This window comes from Paenibacillus silviterrae (assembly GCF_030167925.1).
Classification (GTDB): Bacteria; Bacillota; Bacilli; order Paenibacillales; family NBRC-103111; genus Paenibacillus_G; species Paenibacillus_G silviterrae.
The window spans coordinates 3,872,590-3,891,154 of record NZ_JASKUT010000001.1 but is presented as its reverse complement, the minus strand read 5'-3'; the positions used below and the strand labels follow the sequence as shown (position 1 = coordinate 3,891,154).

The following is an 18,565-nucleotide window of genomic DNA, read 5'->3' as shown; positions in this document are numbered from 1 at the left end:
CTCTAGTTCATGTTCATTTTTTTTCATTCACTGGCGTTTTTCGGTCTCAGTCGCCTTTCTCCCTCAGAAAACTCTTCCCTTTTTCTTAGTCACCCTTCGGCCGAGCTCTGAATCGATTGTCCAATACGCGCTGCCCCATGATCCTCCATCCCTGCCCCCGACTCTTTCCCTCAGTAGATCTTGGCTCGGACCCCGGGAAATTTTGATCCACGTTCTCTTTACGTTCCACCACCTCCGTTGGCAGCCTCCGCAGCTTCTTCATCATCTATGGGGCGTTTCCCCTCTGAACCAATCGTTGTGCGGAATCCAACGGAATGATAATAGGGGTCTTTTTCGTATGAGGCGATTTTTGTAATATGAGGGGTCATATTTATTTATCTTTTGGTTCTTTAGTGTTGTGCAGAAAAATAAAAATGTATTTGCTATGTATTAGAATAAATCAGCGGTCGATTTCAATTTATGGGTATATAATGAAGCGATCTGATTTAACTATTTGTTATAAATATCTCTTGTAGGCGGGTTCGGTTTGCTGTTTCCAGTTCGACTATTTACGACAAAAATCCTAATAAAATGTTAATTGATTCGACAGAAGCTGCAAGCTTCTTTCCAGCTTTCCACCTTAATAGGAATTTAACATGTGGTTGATACTGCGAAAATATTTATCCTCTACTCTATGACTAGTACCGCAAGTACAAAGGATTCCTAGAACACCGGAAAAGAGGACGTAGCCATGACCGCAGCATATCCTATCATCGCGTCCATTACCGAGCCCGACCAAGTCGCTAAAGCATTGGCCAGCAAGGTGGAGCGGGTGAATCTTATGACAGGGAACATTACGAATCTAAAGCAAATTATCGCTCAGCTGCACGAAGCAGGGAAGAAGGCGTTCGTTCACATCGAGATGGTGAACGGGCTTGGACGGGACGCTTCTTCCATACAATACTTGGCAGAAGTGTTCAAGGCTGACGGCATCGTCACGACAAAGAGCAACGCGGTCGCTGCGGCAAAGCAGGTCGGGATCTGCAGCATCCAGCGAATTTTCGCCATCGATTCCGCAGCGGTGGAAACCGCCATTCGTATGGTGAAGGCAAGCGGCCCCGACGAGGTTGAGCTCATGCCGGGACTGATGCCGCGGGTGATCCGGGATGTGAAGGAACGGATCAAGCAGCCTTTAATCGTGGGCGGGCTGATCCGTCACGAGGAGGAAATCCGGCTGGCTGTGAAGAGCGGCGCCGATTTCGTTTCGATTGGGGACAGCCGGTTTTGGTAAACCGATTCAACTGCATACTTACAGCCTCCGGGTGGAGCCGATGAGAAAACCCAGCGGTCAGTAAAATCAACATACCTTATCTTCGTCGAGGGTGATTTTTCTGCTGCTGGTTTTTTTGTTGCCAAATATCGATGGTGGGGAGAAGACAAGGTGGAGATGACAGCTTATGACGGGTACTGCTTCGACTTAGACGGAACCATTTACCTGGAGGGTCGACTGCTTCCGGATGTACGGCTGGTGCTGTCGGAGCTGCGCAGGCGGAGCAAGGGTGTGATGTTCCTTACCAATACGTCGATCTGGACAAGGCAGGATTGCAAGCGGCGTCTGGAAGCGCTGGGTATTGCGTGCGAGATCCATGAAATCATGTCCGCTGCGTATGCCGCAGGGCAATACTTGAAGGAGAGCGCCCCTGATGCCAAGGTGCTGCTGATAGCCGAATCGGCGATGGGCACCGAATTGCGTGAAGCCGGCATTGGTATGACGCAGGATCCCCTGCTCGCAACCCATGTCCTGGTAGGGATGGACCGCGCTTTCACCTATGAGAAGCTTCATCAGGGAATGAAGGCCGTTCGGCACGGCGCCAAGCTGATGGCGGCGAATCCCGACCCGTGCTGCCCGGTGATAGATGATCTGATTCCCGATACGGGGGCCTTGTTGAAGGCGCTGGAGACGGCAAGCCAGGCCGAAATGGTAACGGTTATCGGCAAGCCCAACCCCTATATGGCGCACAAGGCCTTACAGCAGCTGGGTATCCCCGCAGAGCGCTGCCTCATGATTGGAGACAGGCTCGAAACAGACATACTCCTCGGTCGAAACAGCGGCATGAAGACGGCCCTTGTTCTCACCGGCATTGCCACTCAGGCAGATATAGCAGCATTTCAAATTACACCCGATTATGTGCTGAAGACGTTGGGCGAGCTGATCGGGCCGGGAAAGCAGGTGATGCACGGCAACCTTTAACGGAAGGCTGTAGATCGTACATCGTGCAGGACAGACAATCGTAACCAAATTCCAAAAAAATAACGGAGGCGATGGGTCATGCGTTTGGTGCTCATGGGAGATTTTCATTTTTCATCAATGGAGAATGGAACAGAAGAGATGAAGGCGGCAAGAGACCGCGTATATGCGGAGCTGCTGGACCGGTTTCTTGACATGGAGGGGGATTATCACATCTCCTTAGGCGATCTGACACACGAGGGCTTGCCGGAGGAGTTCGAATATGTGTTCGGCAGAATGAACCGCAGTGAGCGTCATTTCATCCATGTGCTCGGCAATCATGATACGTACTCCATACCGAAGGCCGACATCCTCGCTATCACCGGACAAGAGCGCTGCCGGGCCATTGAGACGGAAGAGGCCGTGCTTATCTTTCTTGATTCTACCAAGGAAATGAATAAGGAATGCTGGGGCGGCGAGATGGACCTGGATCAGCTGGAATGGCTGGAGGAGCAGCTGGTGAAGTCCGGCGAGAAGCCGACTTTGGTATTCGCCCATCATCCGGTGTACGGAACAACCACGCGCTCAACCATGGATAAGCTGTCGATCCATCCGAGCATTGATATGAAGGCCGTGCTGCATAAGAAAAAAGGCCCCGGCTTCTACTTCTGCGGGCACAACCATGCCAATTCGATCGTTCGCCAGGAGGGCTGGCATTATATCATGACCGCGGCCTGTCTGGACTACCCTGCTTATCGTACGGTCCATGTCGAGAACGGACACGTGTCCGTGGAGATGGTGCCGATCGGCCATCCGGAGCTGGCGGAGCAGATTGCCCGCTTTCACAGAAATATGAAGGGCTTCACGCCTTCCGAGGATTTCCTCGGCGTCGAGACCGATTGGCGCTTACAGATCAACCTGCTTGAATCCGTGAAATAACAGGAGGGAGCTTCCTTGGCGCAAATCGTGCTGAAACACATTGAGAAGAGCTTTGGGCAAGAAAGTGTAGTAAAGGATTTGAACCTGACCATCGAGGATGGCTCGTTCACGGTGCTGGTCGGACCTTCCGGCTGCGGGAAATCGACGACGCTTCGGATGATTGCAGGGCTCGAGAAGCAGACGGGCGGCGAAATCTGGATCGGAGACCGCTGTGTCAATCAGGTGGAGCCGGGCAAGCGTAACGTCGCCATGGTATTCCAGAATTATGCGCTCTACCCGATGATGACCGTGAAGGAGAACATTGAGTTCGGTTTGGTGAACCGTAAGGTGCCGAAGCCGGAAAGGGAGCGTCTCATCAAGGATATTACGGAGATCGTCGGTTTGACGGAGTACCTCCACAAGAAGCCGCAATCGTTATCCGGAGGGCAGCGTCAGCGTGTAGCCTTGGCCAGAGCGATGGTGAAAAGTCCCGCTGTGTTCTTGATGGATGAGCCGCTCTCCAATCTGGACGCCAAGCTCAGGAACCAGATGAGGACGGAGCTGATCCAGCTGCATAAGCGGCTCGGGGCCACATTCGTCTATGTGACGCACGATCAAGTCGAAGCCATGTCGATGGGAGACTGCATCGTCATTATGGACCGGGGGCAGGTGCAGCAGGCGGATCGTCCGATGAACATCTACGAGGATCCGGCGAACCGCTTCACGGCGCAGTTTATCGGATCGCCTCCGATGAATCTGCTCTCCAGCACGGATCTGACGGACCTGCGGCTCCGGGGCGTCCGGGAGCGCATGTTCGTCGGCTTCCGTCCGGAGAAGGCAACCTTCGCCTCGGAATACCGGGAAGGCGAGCTGCAGATTCCGGCACGTATCGTCACCAGAGAGACGCTGGGGGCGGAGATCATCTATCAGCTCGAATCCAAGGCGGGAACCTTCTATGTGAAGACCTTCCTGAAGCCGCTGGAGTCAGCCGCGGAGGTCCTCGTATCCGTTGCGTATGAAGATCTTTACTACTTCTACGAGAACGGACAGCGAAGCCGGAGCGTGGAGTTGGTGGAGGAGCCAAGGCTGCTCGCGGGAGGCTTGGTCTAATGCTTCTGTGGAACCGGCTTCGTCCTTATGCCATGGTAGCGCCGTCTATCATCATTTTCTCCATCTTCTTTATTTACCCGATCTTCTACATGATTTACCTGAGTCTGCACTCTTGGGATTTCGTCAGTCCCGAGAAGGACTTCGTGGGCTTTGATAATTTCGTGGAGCTGTTCGAGACGAAGCAGTTCCGGCAGGTGCTGAACAACTCGCTCAACTATACCCTTCTCACCGTATCGCTGACGACGATCCTTTCGCTGTTCCTGGCGTTATGGCTGAACCGCAAGGGGCTTTTCTACGGCATCGTTCAGGGAGCGATCTTCAGCCCGCATATCATTTCGCTCGTCTCCGTGTCGCTCGTCTGGATGTGGCTGATGGACCCGCAGTTCGGTCTGCTCAACTGGCTGCTGGAGGTAGTCGGCCTGCCGAAGCTGGAGTGGTTGAGCCATCCGAGCAGCTCGCTGCTTTCGCTAGTGATCGTAGCCGTATGGAAGGGCGTCGGCTTCAACACGCTGGTGTTCATCGCGGGGCTGCAGAGCATCCCGAAGGATATGTACGAAGCGGCCGCGCTCGACGAGTCAGGCCCGCTGCGCACCTTCTATAAGATCACCCTGCCGATGCTGTCGCCGACACTGTTCTTTCTGGTGATCATCAATATGATCGGCTCGTTCCAGGTGTTCGAGACGATCGCGATCATGACGCAGGGCGGTCCGGTCAATTCGACCAATACGCTGGTGTATTACATTTACCAGTACGGCTTCCGCTTCTTCAAAATCGGCTATGCCTCCGCCGCAGGCGTCATCCTGCTCGTCGTCGTGGGGCTGCTGACGCTTGTCTACTTCAAGCTGCTGAGCCGTAAAGTTCATTACCGTTAGGAGGCCCCGAGAGCATGCCAATCGCCAGACCTTTAATCAAGTCCTTGAATGTACTCGGGCTGCTGCTGCTTGTAGCGGTGTTCGCGATCCCTTTTGTCTGGATGATCACGACCTCCGTCAAGTCCTTCAGTGAGACTGTCATTTTTCCGCCCAAATGGATTCCCGCAACGTTTCACTGGGAAAATTTCGCCATTGCCTGGAATTCGGGGCCTTTTCTTTCCTATTTCTTCAACAGCGTGCTTGTCTCTATCGGCATTCTGATTCTGCAGTTCGGCACGATTGTTTTCGCTTCGTATGCCTTCGCGAGGTACCGCTTCAAGGGGGACCGTGTGCTCTTCGGCATCACAATGATCACCCTGATGATTCCGAGCCAGCTCATCTTTCTGCCGGTGTACCTGCTGATGAGCAAGTGGGGGCTGCTGAATACGCTATGGGCGCTCATTCTCCCTTTTTCCTCCAGCGCCTTCGGCATTTTCCTGCTAAGGCAATCGTTCCTGCAGGTGCAGGAGGAGCTTCTGGAGGCGGCAAGGCTGGATGATGCCACCGAATGGAAAATCATCTGGAAGATCATGCTTCCGATGGCCCGGCCGACGCTGGTGACCTTCGCATTGTTCAGCTTCATCGCGCATTGGAACGATTATTTCTGGCCGCTGGTCATGACGACCACGGATGCGGCCCGGACGCTGCCCATCGGCATTTCCAAAATCCGCGAGGTGGACGGAGGCACCGCTTGGCACATTCTGATGGCCGGCAACATGATTCTGGTGCTTCCGATTCTTGTGGTGTTCTTCCTGGCACAGCGGCAGATCATTAAGGCTTTCGTGTATACAGGCGTGAAGTAACAGCAAATACAATAACCGAGTGGAGGACTTTCTCAATGAAAACAGTAGTAAAAGCAGTTGCAGCAGCATCCCTTGCCATTTCAATGACGGCATGCGCCGGAGGAGGCACTCAAGCGACGAACGGGGCCGCTCCCGCGTCATCTTCATCCCAGGGCGGCACGACAGGTGCGGCGAAGCAGAAGATCGAGATCAACTATTGGTACTCCTGGGGCGACAAGATCGGTGAGAACAACGAAAACCTGGTCAAAATGTTCAACGAATCGCAAAGTGAGATTGTGGTGAAGGCACACTACCAGGGCAACTACGACGAGCAGCACTCCAAGGCGCAGGCCGCCTTTGCCGCAGGCAATGCACCGGAGGTTTGGCAAAATGAGATCGCCTCGATCGGCGTCTTCGCCAAGGCTGGGATGACAGAGGATTTGCTGCCGTTCGTGAAGCGGGACAACATGGATATGAACGATTTTATCCCGGGCTTAATGGGGAACTCCTATGTGGACGGCAAGCTGTACGGACTGCCGTATTTGCGAAGCACGCCAATCCTGTACTTCAATCGCACGATGCTGAAGGAAGCGGGGCTGGATCCGAACGGACCGAAGAACTGGAAGGAATTCGAGGAGTTCGCGCGCAAGCTGACGGTGGACGGGAAGCGTGTGGGAATTACGATGCCGCCGGACATCTGGTACTATGAAGCCTTCGTGGCCCAAAGCGGCGGGAAAATGATCAGCGAGGACGGCAAAAAGGCGGAGTTCAACTCCGAGGCGGGTCTCGAGCCGGTAAGAATGATTCTCAAGATGAAGAATGAGGGCATCATGAAGGTTCCTACGACGGACGATGCAGGCAACCTGGCGAAGCTGGACTTCCAAAACCAGCGTTCCGGAATGCTGTTCTCCTCGACGGCGGACTTGACGAAGCAAATGCAGGTTGCCAAGGATGCGGGCTTCGAGCTGGGCACAAGCTTCATGCCGGCCAATAAGAGCTACGGCGTGCCTACGGGCGGCTGTAATCTGGTCATGTCGGCGAAGCTGTCCAAAGAGAAGCAGGATGCCGCTTGGAAGTTCATCAAGTGGATGACGGCGAAGGAGCAAACGATCTATGCCAGCTCCTTCACAGGGTATCTCCCGAGCCGGGTCAGCGCCGTGAACAGCGACGAGATGAAGAAACTGTACGCGGAGAAGCCGCTCTTCAAGGTGGCGGTCGACCAGCTGGAATATGCCAGACCGCGTCCGATGCTGAAGGTGTATCCGGAGATCGCCAAGATTATCAAAGACCAGATCGCCTTGTCGGTAGTAGACCCGTCGGTAACGGCGGAGAAGGCCATTGCAGAGGCCGGTGCGAAGGCGGATAAGCTGTTGAACAAGTAAAGCGCAGTACAGAAGAGAGCCGCGGCCCCAAGCCTATTCGATAGGAGGGGAGCGGCTTTTCCTTGTATGTAAGGCTAACGGCCATCCCTATGCATCCACCCCCGCTGCCTCCTACAAGCAAATCAAATGATTATTAACATCCTTGGTAAGCAGGCGTATAATCAAGTGGATTGCGGACCCGGACATTTGCTTTCAACCAATCAACCAGACTGGGCCCGAGGAAGGGATACGCATGCTGAGAATCATTTTCTTCTATGTGCCGATGGGCACCTCTGCGCTGCTGGCGGCGCTAACGCATGTCATTATTAACGGTGTTCTGGCCCGTTCGCCGCATCCGGATATCACGATCAGCAGCTATGCCGTTGCGCTTAGCTTATCGTTTCTGCTGGACCTGCCGATGAATATTGTCCGTCAGGCCTCCAGCAAATTTGCCAAGGACCGCACATCCTTCGGAACGGTGGCGAGACTGACGGGAGTGGTCGTAGTCATCTTGCTTACTATCAGCATGGTCATCGGATGGACGCCGCTCGGAGCCATGCTGTTTCATTATGTTTTCGGCGTGAAGGAGCATTTGGTGGTGCCGACGGTTCAGGTTTATCAGGTGCTGGCCTTCCTCTATGTGCTGACCGCGTTGCGAAGCTTGTTTCAGGGGGTCATTATCAACCAGCTGCGCACCGGCTGGATGACAGTGGGTATGGCGGTGCGCGTCGGCCTGATGTTCGCCATGTCATGGTATTTTATTCAAGTTGGCTGGACGGATGACGGCCGCATCGGGGCGTGGATCTTCGTGGTCGGCGTGGCGATTGAGTGCGTGGTGGCTGTTGCCGAAGGACTGTCGCTTCGCCGCGCGCTTCCTGAGAAGCGAGAGGAGGCGGTGACGCGGATTCCTCAGGTACTGCCCTTTTACCTGCCGCTGCTGTACTCCTCCCTGTTCCTGGTGCTGCTGAATCCTTCCATTCAGGCGGCCCTGAATATGACGCAGGATCCGACCTTAGCGGTCGCAGCGTATGCGGTCGCGATACAGCTGGCCAACATGGTCGCGTGGTTCTGCGCTTCCGTACATCAGATCGTGCTGCAGTTCTATGCGGAGCAGCGAAAAAACGTGCTGATCGTCGTCACGGCGCTATCCGTGTTGTCCCCCAGCCTGCTTATAACCGTCTCGTCCCCTGCAGGAGGCTGGCTGCTCGAGGGCGTGCTCGGCTTGCATGGACCGCTGCTGGCTGAAGTGAAGGTGCTGCTGCGATATTTGGCTGTGCAGAGCTGCTTGTTCCCGTGGATTGATTTCATTGCCGGCAAGTGCATGCTGATTGGAAAAACCAAGTCGATCATGGCCAGCAAAATCGCCTCGGTCAGCTGCTCGCTCCTTCTGCTGGCGGTTTGCGTCTATACGCTGCCAGGCTTAAACGGAGGCATAGCTGGGCTGGTCACAGCCGTAGTAGCGCCTTTAGAGCTGCTGGTGCTTTACCTGTGGTACCGCCGGATGGAAAGAAAGGCCGCACAAGTGAAGAAAGCGGTTTCCGCCTAAAAAATTTACGGTGCCATTCGACATTTTTTTAGAGGCTTCCTTGGAATTTTATGTTATGATGGAGCTGATATTAGCAGAGGTTCAGCCAACAGTCATAATTATAGAAGAACGGGGAATTGCGCTATGAGATATCGCAGTTTGATCGGCCCTTTGGCGGCTATCGTATTGCCATATGTTTTGTTCGAATTTATGCGAAGAACCTCCGGCTTCGACTATCAGATGAATACGCCTAAGGGGCATTTCTACATTGTCAGCGCGGTTGCCCTCTTAGCGGGTGCTGTCGCAGCGGCAGTGGGGATTGCCGGAAGAAGGCTGCGCAATATCAAGGTCACATTCTTATCTTTAGCTTTCGTTTCGCTGGGCGGACTGTTTGCGGTCCACGGCATGGCTACGCCGGGATTTATTCATCATCATGGAATGCTGTCCGGGGTTGCGGCGCCGCTAAGCATCATTTTTGCAACCGTATGGCTCTGGCTGTCCGCTTTGCCTACGGACCATCCGCTTGTAAGTTACTTATCCCGCTTTGAGAAATGGCTCTTGCCTGTATGGACAAGCATCGTGATCGCCATAGGCGTAACCGGCATGCTGGTTCCGACGTACCTGGATTTTATTCCGCTGACCATCCGTCCGTTTAACTACCTTGTCTCGGTATTTACGGTAGTTCTGAACGCGTTTACGCTGTATCGCTACTATAGCTCTTATTTATATTCCAGGTTTCCGCTGCAGATTGCTATTGTGTACAGCTGCGGCTGGCTCATTGATTCCCAGCTGATCATGGTACTGGGAGAGAGATGGATGCTGAGCTGGTGGGTATATCACTTCCTGCTGCTGGCGGCCGTAATCGGCATGGTGGTCGGCATACACCGCCAGTATGTGGCGAATCAGTCGCTGGTCGGCATCTTCCGGGCCTTGTTCACGACGGAGCCCGTAGAGAGGATCACCAGCTGTATCTCCCCGAGCATCAAGGCCTTGATGATCGCAACGGAGAAGAAGGACACTTATACCGCCGGCCATAACTTCCGCGTAGCGCTGTATGCCCTGCAGCTGGGAGAAGAGCTGGGGCTGCCGCCGGATCAGCTGCGTGCCCTTGCGCAGGGGACGATTATCCACGATGTAGGCAAGATCGATATCCCCGACACGATCCTGAACAAGCCCGGCCGGTTGACCCCCGACGAGCGGCTCGTGATCGAGCAGCATCCAATGAAGGGCTACGAGATTTGCCGTGAGCTCGGCTTCATGAAGGAGGAGCTGGAGATCATCCGTTACCACCATGAAAAATGGGACGGCACCGGCTACCCCGACCGCCTCGCAGGAGAGCAGATACCGCTCCTTGCCCGGATCGTGGCGGTAGCGGATGTGTACGACGCGCTGACCTCGCATCGCGCGTATCGCAAGGCGATGACGCATGATGAGGCGATGACGTTTATTACAGCCAATCAAGGCAGTCATTTCTGCCGGCAATGTGTCGCCGCTTGGGAGCGGGTATGCGACCGTAATCCGGCCAAATATCCGTTTACGGTCCAGTTCCCCGAGGACCAGCCGAAGCTGAAGCTTGCCACATAACCGAACCGTTCTGCTTACCGCCGTTTTTGGTGGGCAGGACGGTTTTTTGCGTAGAGGGCCGAATGCCGTTCTCGGAGCAAGGAAAGCTGGCAACGGAACGCATTCATGGTATAATAGAACAAATGTTTGTATCGGAGGCGGATCATGGTTACGGTCAAGGTGTCGGTTCGTGCCCTAGTGGAATATGTGTATCGCAGCGGAAGCATTGACGACGGGTTTCGGACGCTGACGACGCTGCAGGAAGGAACGAAGGCGCATCAGCTGGTGCAGCAGGACTACGAGGAGCACGACCGGAAGGAGGTCCCGATGGAAGGGGGCATCTCCTTCGAGGAGCTGCATATCGTGATGGACGGGCGCTGCGATGGACTGCTTCTGCTGGATGGGGCGCTCACCGTGGAGGAGATTAAATCAACCAGAGGCGAATTAGACTTCATCGAGGAGGACAGCTATCCTGTCCACTGGGCCCAAGCGCAGTGTTATGCGTTTATGCATGCCAGGCAGGAAGGGCTGGAGCGGATGCAGGTGAGGCTGACCTACGTGCAGGTGGATACGCAGGAACGGAAGCATTATCTGCGGACGTATACGCTCTCCGAGCTGGAAGCGGTCATGCAGCATTTGGCGGCGGGGTATGCACCCTACGCCAGGCTGCAGCTGCGGCATGCGGAGGAGCGGGGGAGCAGCTGCAGGGAGCTGCGCTTCCCCTTCGACGCATACCGGCAGGGACAGCGGAAGCTGGCGGGGGCGGTGTATAAATCGATCGCGGACAGGCAGCGGCTCTTCGCCAAGGCGCCTACCGGGACGGGGAAGACGATCTCGACCTTGTTCCCTGCCGTGAAGGCGATCGGGGAGGGCGAGCTGCAGCGGTTTTATTATTTGACCGCCAAGACGATCACCCGGACGGCTGCCGAGGAAGCCTTAGAGCGGATGAGCTCACAGGGTCTGCATCTTTGGTCGGCGACGATTACGGCGAAGGAGAAGATCTGCTTTCAAGAGGAGCTGCGGTGCCGGAAGGAGCACTGCGAGTTCGCCGACGGCTACTATGACCGGATTAATGAGGCGGTGCTCGATGTGTTGACGCAGGAAACCCGGCTGACCCGCGAGGTGTTCGAGCGGTACGCAAGGAAGCATCGCGTGTGTCCCTTTGAGTTCTCGCTCGATACGGCTTACTTGGCGGATGCCGTCATCTGTGACTATAACTATATCTTCGATCCTCGGGTATCGCTGAAGCGGCAGTATGAGGAGCAGAAGCGGGAGACCGCTCTGCTCGTGGACGAGGCGCATAACCTAGTGGACCGGGGACGGGATATGTTCTCGGCGGAGCTATCGAAGGCTCCGTTCCTGCAGCTGAGCCGCGAGCATAAGCGCAGTCTGCCGTCACTGGCTGCAGCGGCGAAGGCCGTCAATGACTTCTTCCTCTCGCTGCGCAAAAGCTACCCCTCCGATCAGCGCAGTGTCGTGCAGGAGGCTTGCCCGGAAGCGCTGCTTCCTCACGTGGAAACCTTCGCGGCTGAGGCCGAGAAGACGCTGGCCGGTATGCAGCCAGGCGGAGGCGAGGCGGCGCAGCTGCTGCTCGACACTTATTTTGCCGCGCAGAGCTTCCTCCGTATCGCCGGCTATTACAGCGAGGCCTACGTCACCTATGCGGAGCTCGGCAAAAGCGATGTCCGTCTGAAGCTGCTGTGTCTGGATCCTTCCGGCTTGCTGCGGCAGATGACGAAGGGCTACCGGTCTCAGGTGTTCTTCTCCGCTACGCTGTCACCGCTGCCCTACTTCCGGGAGATGTTAGGAGGAGAGGCGGATGACTACGTAATGTCGATCCCTTCGCCCTTTCGCAAGGAGCAGCTGGATGTCCGCCTGCTGCCTGTGTCTACACGGTATCGGGACCGGGCTGCGACAAAAGGGACCATTGCGGCTGCCCTTCATCAGCTGCTGCAGGAGCATTCGGGAAATGTGCTGGTATTCTTCCCCTCCTATGAGTACTTGAGAGAGGTGCTGGAGACATGGATGGAGGCGGATGCGCCGCAGCGGCTCCGTATATTGGTGCAGCAGAGCGGGATGAGCGAGGAGGAGCGGGAAGCGTTTCTGGCGTCTTTTCAATCGGACGATGAACAGTCCACCGTCGGCTTTGCCGTGATGGGGGGCATCTTCTCCGAAGGCATTGATCTTACGGGCGACCGGCTTACGGGAGTGGTGGTTGTCGGCGTAGGCCTTCCCCAGGTCGGGCTGGAGCGGGAGATTATGAAGGAGTATTTTGACCGGACGGGAAGAAACGGCTTTGATTACGCCTATGTCTATCCCGGTATGAATAAGGTGCTTCAGGCGGGGGGAAGGCTCATTCGTACCGAGGAGGACAGAGGGACGCTGCTGCTGGTAGACGACCGCTTCCTGCAGGCCAAATACCGGCAGCTGCTGCCGGAGGAATGGAAGCCTGCAAAAGAACTTTCTGTCATCAGTGGGAAGTAATGTCATATAATTTTCACAATTTCATAAAAATGTATTGACAGAGTGGGCAGGGAGGCCTTACTCTAGCAATAATCCGAGTAACACCATGGGATTTTAAGGGGAGGAATGACATCCGTGAAGAATAACTTATTAACAGCCTTTCAAACCAACTGGGTCAGCTTGCTGGTCTCCATCGCCGTCATCGCGATACTGGTTTTGCTTGCCCGGAAGCGCGTCAGCTTCGGTACGCGTGTCTTTATCGCAATGGGGCTTGGTCTCCTTGCGGGCATCGCTTTTAACACATTTAAGCTGGAATACAAAAGTGTCAGCACGATCGGGACGATTTATGTCAATTTGATCAAAATGCTGGTTATGCCGTTGGTTTTTGTACTGGTAATCAACAGTATCTCGTCGTTAACAAGTATGACTCACCTTCGCAAGCTCGGAGTGAAGACGATTTTATGGTTTTTGGGTACAACGGGAGTTGCGGCCATTATCGGTCTGCTCGTCGCGCTGGCCGTCGACCCGGGGAACGGGATTCAGGCTGCGGTGCCAAAGGATTTTAAAGCCAGAGAAATTCCGACGTTCTCTCAGGTTATTCTGGATCTGGTGCCGTCCAATCCGATTGGCGACATGGCCGGAGGCAAAGTGGTTCCGGTGCTGATCTTCGCCATCTTCGTAGCGGTCGCGATTGTACATATCAATTCGCGCAAGCCGGAGGCGGTGGAGCCGGTGAAGACGCTGCTGAAATCGGCTACGGAAGTGCTTCATCAGGTGGTCAAGTATGTGATTCGCTTGACACCATACGGTGTGTACGCACTGATTGGTGCTATGGCTGCCCGGTACGGTCTTGAAACGCTCACACCGCTGGCCAAGGTTATTATTGCTTCGTACATTGCATTGATACTTCATTTTGTATTCGTGTTTGGCGGACTGGTATCCTTCGTGGCTAAGGTCAATCCGATCAAGTTCTTTAAGAAGGCTTACCCGACCGTAGCGGTTGCGTTCACTACGCGAAGCAGCTATGCAACGCTTCCTGTCAATCTGGAGGTTATTACGAAGCGCCTTCGCGTATCGCCGAGAATTGCCAGCTTCGTAGCGCCGCTGGGAGCTTCCATGAACTTCAACGGCTGCGGCGGCATATGGCCGGCGATCGTAGCGGTGTTCGTTGCCCGCGTGTATAACATTCCGCTTGATTTTACCGATTACATCGTGCTGGTGCTCGTAAGTGTGATCTCCTCCATCGGTGTAGCGGGTGTCCCTGGGCCCGCGGCGATTTCCACAACCGTCGTGCTGACGGCCATGGGCCTTCCCCTGGAAGGAATGGGCCTGGTGCTTGGCGTCGAGGCGTTGATCGATATGGGCCGTACTGCGGTGAACGCAACGGGCACTACCGTAACCGCGCTGGTTGTAGCGAACTCGGAAGGCGAATTTGATCGGGCTTCGTTCGATCGGGATGAGGAAGATGAGCTGGAGCTTGCCGGCGCATAAGGAGAATCGCTCTGCTCTGCGGTGAATTGAGGCCGTGGAGCAGGGCGTCTTTTTTCATTTGGTTGATCCTTGTTCGCGTACGATGAAGCTGCTTCAGCCTCTGGAGCGGGCATCTGACGATGGCTTATGATAGGGTGCATGTAAGCGTTTTTGGTAAATGTTGTACCGGTTGTGCGGATACTGCAGTCCTGGGGTTCTCCGGGCAATAAATCCGCTCGCAGAAATTTGCTTTTCTTTCTGTCCTGTGGTACGATGTTTCTAGTGATAAATATGAACCCAATTCACATAATGAAAAAGGTGTCATTTTACCATCAATGGAACTTTTTTCAATGTGTGAATTTTTTTTGTAAAAAAGGATCATATTAATAAAAATTGTTGGAGGTTCAACACATGCAAACAGGTACAGTGAAATGGTTTAACGCAGAGAAAGGCTTTGGCTTCATCGAGGTAGAAGGCGGCAGCGACGTATTCGTACACTTCAGCGCGATCCAAGGCGATGGCTTCAAGACTTTGGACGAAGGCCAACGCGTTCAATTCAATGTGGTTCAAGGCAACCGCGGACCGCAAGCTGAGAACGTTGTAAAGCTGTAAGCTGAACACAGTTCGATACGGATAAACTGCTCTTAACCCTAACGTTAGGAGCAGTTTTTCTTTTTTGCCTCAGAAGCCACTACAAACACCAGAGGGGGACGAACGAATGTACCGTAAAAAGCCTATTGAAGAGGTAGCGCAAGAAAACACATCAATTTGGTCTTGTACGAAAGATAGCTGCAAGGGTTGGATGCGAAATAATTTTGCGTTTGAGGCAGAACCGGTTTGCAGGATATGCTCCTCCCCCATGGTGCAGGATATGAGAATGCTGCCCATGTTGACGAATCGAATGAGCTGATTCTCGGGGTTAAGCCGGACCGGGTGCGATATGCACCCGGTCTTTTTTGGCGTTACTGCCCCCAGAGGTGCATGAGCAGACGATTGATGAGGACCGCGGCTCCATACAGCAGGGCGAGACGGTGCTGGCCGACTAAATATAGCGCCACCGCACCCGAACCGAAGACGGCCAGCTCCAGCAGCAGATGAAGTCCCCCATGCAGGGGATAGGCGGCATTCGGCGATCCAAGCATAGCCCAAAGCACGGCGACCGCCAAAGGAGAGCCTAGCCCAAGTCCCCATCGAAGCAGGGAGCTCTGCCCGGTATGAAAACCCCAATAGCCTAAGGCTGCAAGGGCGCAAAGCTCCAGAAGAAAGCGCAAAGCTAAGTTCGTATAATGTAACGGAATCAAAATGAATTCCTCCCTTTACAAAACTAATATGATTAGTTTATTATGTGTATATATTAGTTTATCGAGAGGGGAATGACAAGATGAAAATTACGAAATATCGCCAGTTGTCGCAGGTTTCTTTTATGCCGCGGCTGTTTCCGGTCAATGTGTATTTGGTGGAGGAAGAAAACGAGCTTACTCTGATCGATGCCGGACTGCCTTACAGTCATAAGGGAATTTTGCAAGCAGCCGCACATATGGGAAAGCCTATTACCCGCATTTTGCTTACTCATGCCCATGACGATCATGTAGGAGCGCTGGATCGATTAATGGAGGCGCTTCCGGGGGTCGAGCTGGCGATATCGGAGAGGGATGCCCGGCTGATGGCCGGGGATCGGTCGCTGGAGGCAGAGGAGGCCCAAGCGCCGATTCGCGGCGGTGTGCCTGCGAGCTTGAAAGCGCGGCCGACCCGGCTGCTTCAGGAAGGAGATCGGGTGGGCTCGCTGGAGGCTGTAGGCTGTCCTGGCCATACGCCGGGACATATGGCATACTTGGATACACGAAGCCGCGCTTTGATCGCCGGCGACGCCTTTCAGGTTCGCGGCGGCATTGCGGTCGCCGGGACGCTCAAGCCGCTGTTTCCTTTTCCGGCGTTCGGTACTTGGCACCGGGGTACGGCAGTGGCAAGCGCCAAAAAGCTGCTCGCGCTGAATCCGAGCTGCCTGGCGGTCGGTCACGGCCGGCTGGTGCTGGATCCTGCTGCTGTCATGCAGAAGGCGATTGAAGAAGCGGAAGCAGATTTGAGCAAAGGGGGCGAACGTCGTGGCTAGAGCCGGTCTGGACCGGGAAACGATTATTCGGGCGGCGGCACGTATTGCGGAGTCGGAAGGGCTGGAGAATGTAACCCTGGCCTCCATCGCAGCCGAGTTGAAGGTAAAAACCCCCTCTTTATATAATCACGTGGAGGGCCTTGCGGGTGTGCGTCAAGGGCTGGCTATTTTCGGCATTCGACAGCTTGGGCAACGGCTGGGGAAGGCGGCTATGGGGAAGGCCGGAGACGACGCGATACGTGATGTGGGCTTCGCTTACGTAGCCTTTGTGCGCGAGCACCCGTCCTTGTATGAAGCGACCATGACGGCTCCGGACTTCGAGGATCCTGCGATCATGCAGGCCTCGGGTGAAGTGGTAGAGATACTGCTTCGTGTCTTGGCCTATTATCAGTTGGAAGGGGAAGAGGCATTGCACATTGTGAGGGGACTGCGCAGCTTGACGCATGGTTATGCGTCGTTGGAGCTCAAGCAGGGGTTCCGGATGGAGCTGAACAAGGATGAGAGCTTCCGCAAGCTATTGGACCTGTTCATTCGCGGTTTGCATGCCTCGCTGGCGAAATAAAGTTTTAGTTAAGTTTCCATATGCTGTATTGTCAGGGCCCATACGGCAAAGTATGATAAGCATGTAATTGATATGTGTCAAAGCTGTGTCAACAGCCAGACACCCAAGAAGAAATATAAGGGGGCAATCATTCATGCGTCATCCATTGCGGTATGCAGCACTGGCTGCGGTAGTAGTAGCGGCTCTCGCCGTATCCGGCTGCGGTTCGAAGGCCGAGGAGCAAAAGCCGGCAGCAGCCCCGACAGCCACTCAGCCGGCAGGGCAGCAGAATCCAGCGCCTGCGAACTCAACGCCTGCAAGCACAACACCGGCAGCTTCAACAGTCAATGCAGAGTCTTTAGTGAAAGCCAACTGCATAGCGTGCCACGGCGACACTCTTGACGGCAAGGGTGCGGAGAAGAAGAACTTGACTAAGGTTGGCGCCAGACTTAGCAAGGATCAGATCGCTACCAAGATCACGAATGGCGGCGGGGGCATGACGGCATTTAAAGACAAGCTGAAGGACAACGAAATCAGCGCCATTGCAGAATGGCTTGCAGCGAAGAAGTAAGCTTTCGGACGAACACTATGGCCTCGATCGATTAGATCGGGGTCTTTTTTGCTATAACCGGTAATTTCCTGTTGTTCCCTAACATAACTTTCCGCTCCCGTGAGAACCATGGTACATAGGTAAAACTATGTGCTCAAGGAGTGATGGACAACGTGAAACGGTTAGTTGCCTTAACAGCTATCGCAGCGGTTCTTCTCAGCGGAGTAGCAGGGGAATCGGCTGCTTACGCTGCAAGCGGGGAGCCTGCTTACCATTTCGGCTTTAAGAAAAGCAAGAACGGCGAGCTTCCGTCGATTGCGCAGGAGCGTTTCAATGACGCGGTACAGAAAAACGGAGCGATCTTCCTCGGGGACACCGCCAAGAAGGAGCTGTACCTTACGTTTGATAACGGCTATGAGAACGGGTATACCTCAAAGATTCTGGATGTGCTGAGGGAGAAGCAGGTGCCGGCAATCTTCTTTGTAACCGGCCACTACATTAAGGATCAGCCGGAGCTGCTCAAGCGGATGGTCAGTGAGGGGCATCTGATCGGAAACCACTCCTGGAGTCATCCTGATATGTCCCAGCTGGCTCAGCAGCAGATTAGGGAGGAGCTTGACAAGGTCAAGACAGAGGTAGAGAAGGTTACGGGCCAGCAGGAAATGGCGTATTTGCGGCCGCCGCGTGGTATTTTTAACAGCAGAACGCTTACGGTCAGCAAGGATTTGGGCTATACTTCGGTGTTCTGGTCCGTCGCTTACAAGGATTGGGATGTGAAAGCACAGAAGGGCTCGGATTATGCCTATAAACAGGTAATGGCTCAGCTGCATCCCGGCGCGGTCATTCTTCTGCACTCGGTGTCTAAGGATAACACGGAGGCGCTAGGGAAAATCATCGATGACGCGAAAGCGAAAGGGTACGAGTTTAAAAGCTTGAAGGAGCTGCAGGTTAAGCAGTATCACTAGCAGCAGGAAGATTGGGCCATGGCGATGCAGTATCGTCATGGCTTTTTGGCATTCGTGTGGCTCGGTTCGCTTGGTGGAAGAGGTTCCATT

The 18,565-nt window shown here is 54.4% G+C and carries 19 protein-coding genes; 17 read left to right on the top strand and 2 right to left on the bottom strand.

Annotated features, from left to right (window positions below):
- Window positions 1-85 precede the first annotated feature (85 nt).
- Window positions 86-265: a hypothetical protein gene (locus QMO62_RS17875; RefSeq protein ID WP_284642960.1), complete on the bottom strand. Its 180-nt coding sequence runs from the start codon at window positions 263-265 to the stop codon at window positions 86-88.
- A gap of 465 nt (window positions 266-730) precedes the next feature.
- On the opposite strand from QMO62_RS17875, the gene QMO62_RS17870 reads away from it, so the two are divergent.
- The 13 genes from QMO62_RS17870 to QMO62_RS17810 all read left to right on the top strand — a co-directional run bounded on the left by QMO62_RS17870 (window position 731) and on the right by QMO62_RS17810 (window position 15,219).
- Window positions 731-1,270, top strand: a complete 540-nt coding sequence (locus QMO62_RS17870; RefSeq protein ID WP_284642959.1) for a glycerol-3-phosphate responsive antiterminator — start codon at window positions 731-733, stop codon at window positions 1,268-1,270.
- A gap of 156 nt (window positions 1,271-1,426) precedes the next feature.
- The gene (locus QMO62_RS17865; RefSeq protein ID WP_284644972.1) at window positions 1,427-2,230 is read left to right on the top strand and encodes an HAD-IIA family hydrolase; all 804 of its coding nucleotides are present in this window, start codon (window positions 1,427-1,429) and stop codon (window positions 2,228-2,230) included.
- Window positions 2,231-2,308: 78 nt separating this feature from the next.
- Complete coding sequence (locus tag QMO62_RS17860) at window positions 2,309-3,145, top strand: metallophosphoesterase family protein (RefSeq protein WP_284642958.1); 837 nt, start codon at window positions 2,309-2,311, stop codon at window positions 3,143-3,145.
- A 15-nt stretch (window positions 3,146-3,160) separates the two neighbouring features.
- A complete protein-coding gene (locus QMO62_RS17855; RefSeq protein WP_284642957.1) occupies window positions 3,161-4,234 on the top strand; it encodes an ABC transporter ATP-binding protein in 1,074 nt (357 codons plus the stop codon).
- Entirely contained in the window at window positions 4,234-5,106 is an 873-nt protein-coding gene (locus QMO62_RS17850; protein WP_284642956.1) for a carbohydrate ABC transporter permease, read from the top strand. The genes QMO62_RS17855 and QMO62_RS17850 overlap by 1 nt, the downstream gene beginning before the upstream one ends.
- 14 nt (window positions 5,107-5,120) lie before the next feature.
- Window positions 5,121-5,948 (top strand): carbohydrate ABC transporter permease, encoded by an 828-nt coding sequence (locus QMO62_RS17845; RefSeq protein WP_284642955.1) that lies wholly within the window; start codon window positions 5,121-5,123, stop codon window positions 5,946-5,948.
- Between the two features lie 35 nt (window positions 5,949-5,983).
- Window positions 5,984-7,309: an ABC transporter substrate-binding protein gene (locus tag QMO62_RS17840; protein ID WP_284642954.1), complete on the top strand. Its 1,326-nt coding sequence runs from the start codon at window positions 5,984-5,986 to the stop codon at window positions 7,307-7,309.
- 232 nt (window positions 7,310-7,541) lie between these two features.
- Window positions 7,542-8,834: a hypothetical protein gene (locus tag QMO62_RS17835; RefSeq protein ID WP_284642953.1), complete on the top strand. Its 1,293-nt coding sequence runs from the start codon at window positions 7,542-7,544 to the stop codon at window positions 8,832-8,834.
- Window positions 8,835-8,957: 123 nt separating this feature from the next.
- Entirely contained in the window at window positions 8,958-10,397 is a 1,440-nt protein-coding gene (locus QMO62_RS17830) for an HD-GYP domain-containing protein (RefSeq protein WP_284642952.1), read from the top strand.
- A gap of 144 nt (window positions 10,398-10,541) precedes the next feature.
- Window positions 10,542-12,860 (top strand): ATP-dependent DNA helicase, encoded by a 2,319-nt coding sequence (locus QMO62_RS17825; RefSeq protein WP_284642951.1) that lies wholly within the window; start codon window positions 10,542-10,544, stop codon window positions 12,858-12,860.
- 114 nt (window positions 12,861-12,974) lie between these two features.
- A complete protein-coding gene (locus QMO62_RS17820; RefSeq protein WP_284642950.1) occupies window positions 12,975-14,330 on the top strand; it encodes a dicarboxylate/amino acid:cation symporter in 1,356 nt (451 codons plus the stop codon).
- 390 nt (window positions 14,331-14,720) lie between these two features.
- A complete protein-coding gene (locus QMO62_RS17815; protein ID WP_284642949.1) occupies window positions 14,721-14,921 on the top strand; it encodes a cold-shock protein in 201 nt (66 codons plus the stop codon).
- A gap of 106 nt (window positions 14,922-15,027) precedes the next feature.
- On the top strand, window positions 15,028-15,219 hold the full coding sequence (locus QMO62_RS17810) for a cold-shock protein (RefSeq protein WP_284642948.1): 192 nt from the start codon (window positions 15,028-15,030) through the stop codon (window positions 15,217-15,219).
- A 52-nt stretch (window positions 15,220-15,271) separates the two neighbouring features.
- On the opposite strand, the gene QMO62_RS17805 is transcribed toward QMO62_RS17810, so the two are convergent.
- Entirely contained in the window at window positions 15,272-15,610 is a 339-nt protein-coding gene (locus tag QMO62_RS17805; protein ID WP_284642947.1) for a YrdB family protein, read from the bottom strand.
- An 80-nt stretch (window positions 15,611-15,690) separates the two neighbouring features.
- On the opposite strand from QMO62_RS17805, the gene QMO62_RS17800 reads away from it, so the two are divergent.
- From QMO62_RS17800 to pdaA, 4 genes are all read left to right on the top strand, one after another.
- Window positions 15,691-16,419: an MBL fold metallo-hydrolase gene (locus tag QMO62_RS17800; protein WP_284642946.1), complete on the top strand. Its 729-nt coding sequence runs from the start codon at window positions 15,691-15,693 to the stop codon at window positions 16,417-16,419.
- Complete coding sequence (locus tag QMO62_RS17795) at window positions 16,412-16,981, top strand: TetR/AcrR family transcriptional regulator (protein ID WP_284642945.1); 570 nt, start codon at window positions 16,412-16,414, stop codon at window positions 16,979-16,981. The genes QMO62_RS17800 and QMO62_RS17795 overlap by 8 nt, the downstream gene beginning before the upstream one ends.
- 133 nt (window positions 16,982-17,114) lie before the next feature.
- Window positions 17,115-17,531, top strand: coding sequence for a c-type cytochrome (locus QMO62_RS17790; protein ID WP_284642944.1), 417 nt, complete (start codon window positions 17,115-17,117; stop codon window positions 17,529-17,531).
- A 152-nt stretch (window positions 17,532-17,683) separates the two neighbouring features.
- Window positions 17,684-18,475 carry a delta-lactam-biosynthetic de-N-acetylase gene (pdaA, locus tag QMO62_RS17785; protein WP_284642943.1) on the top strand — a complete coding sequence of 264 codons (792 nt, stop codon included), beginning with the start codon at window positions 17,684-17,686 and terminating at the stop codon, window positions 18,473-18,475.
- Window positions 18,476-18,565 lie beyond the last annotated feature (90 nt).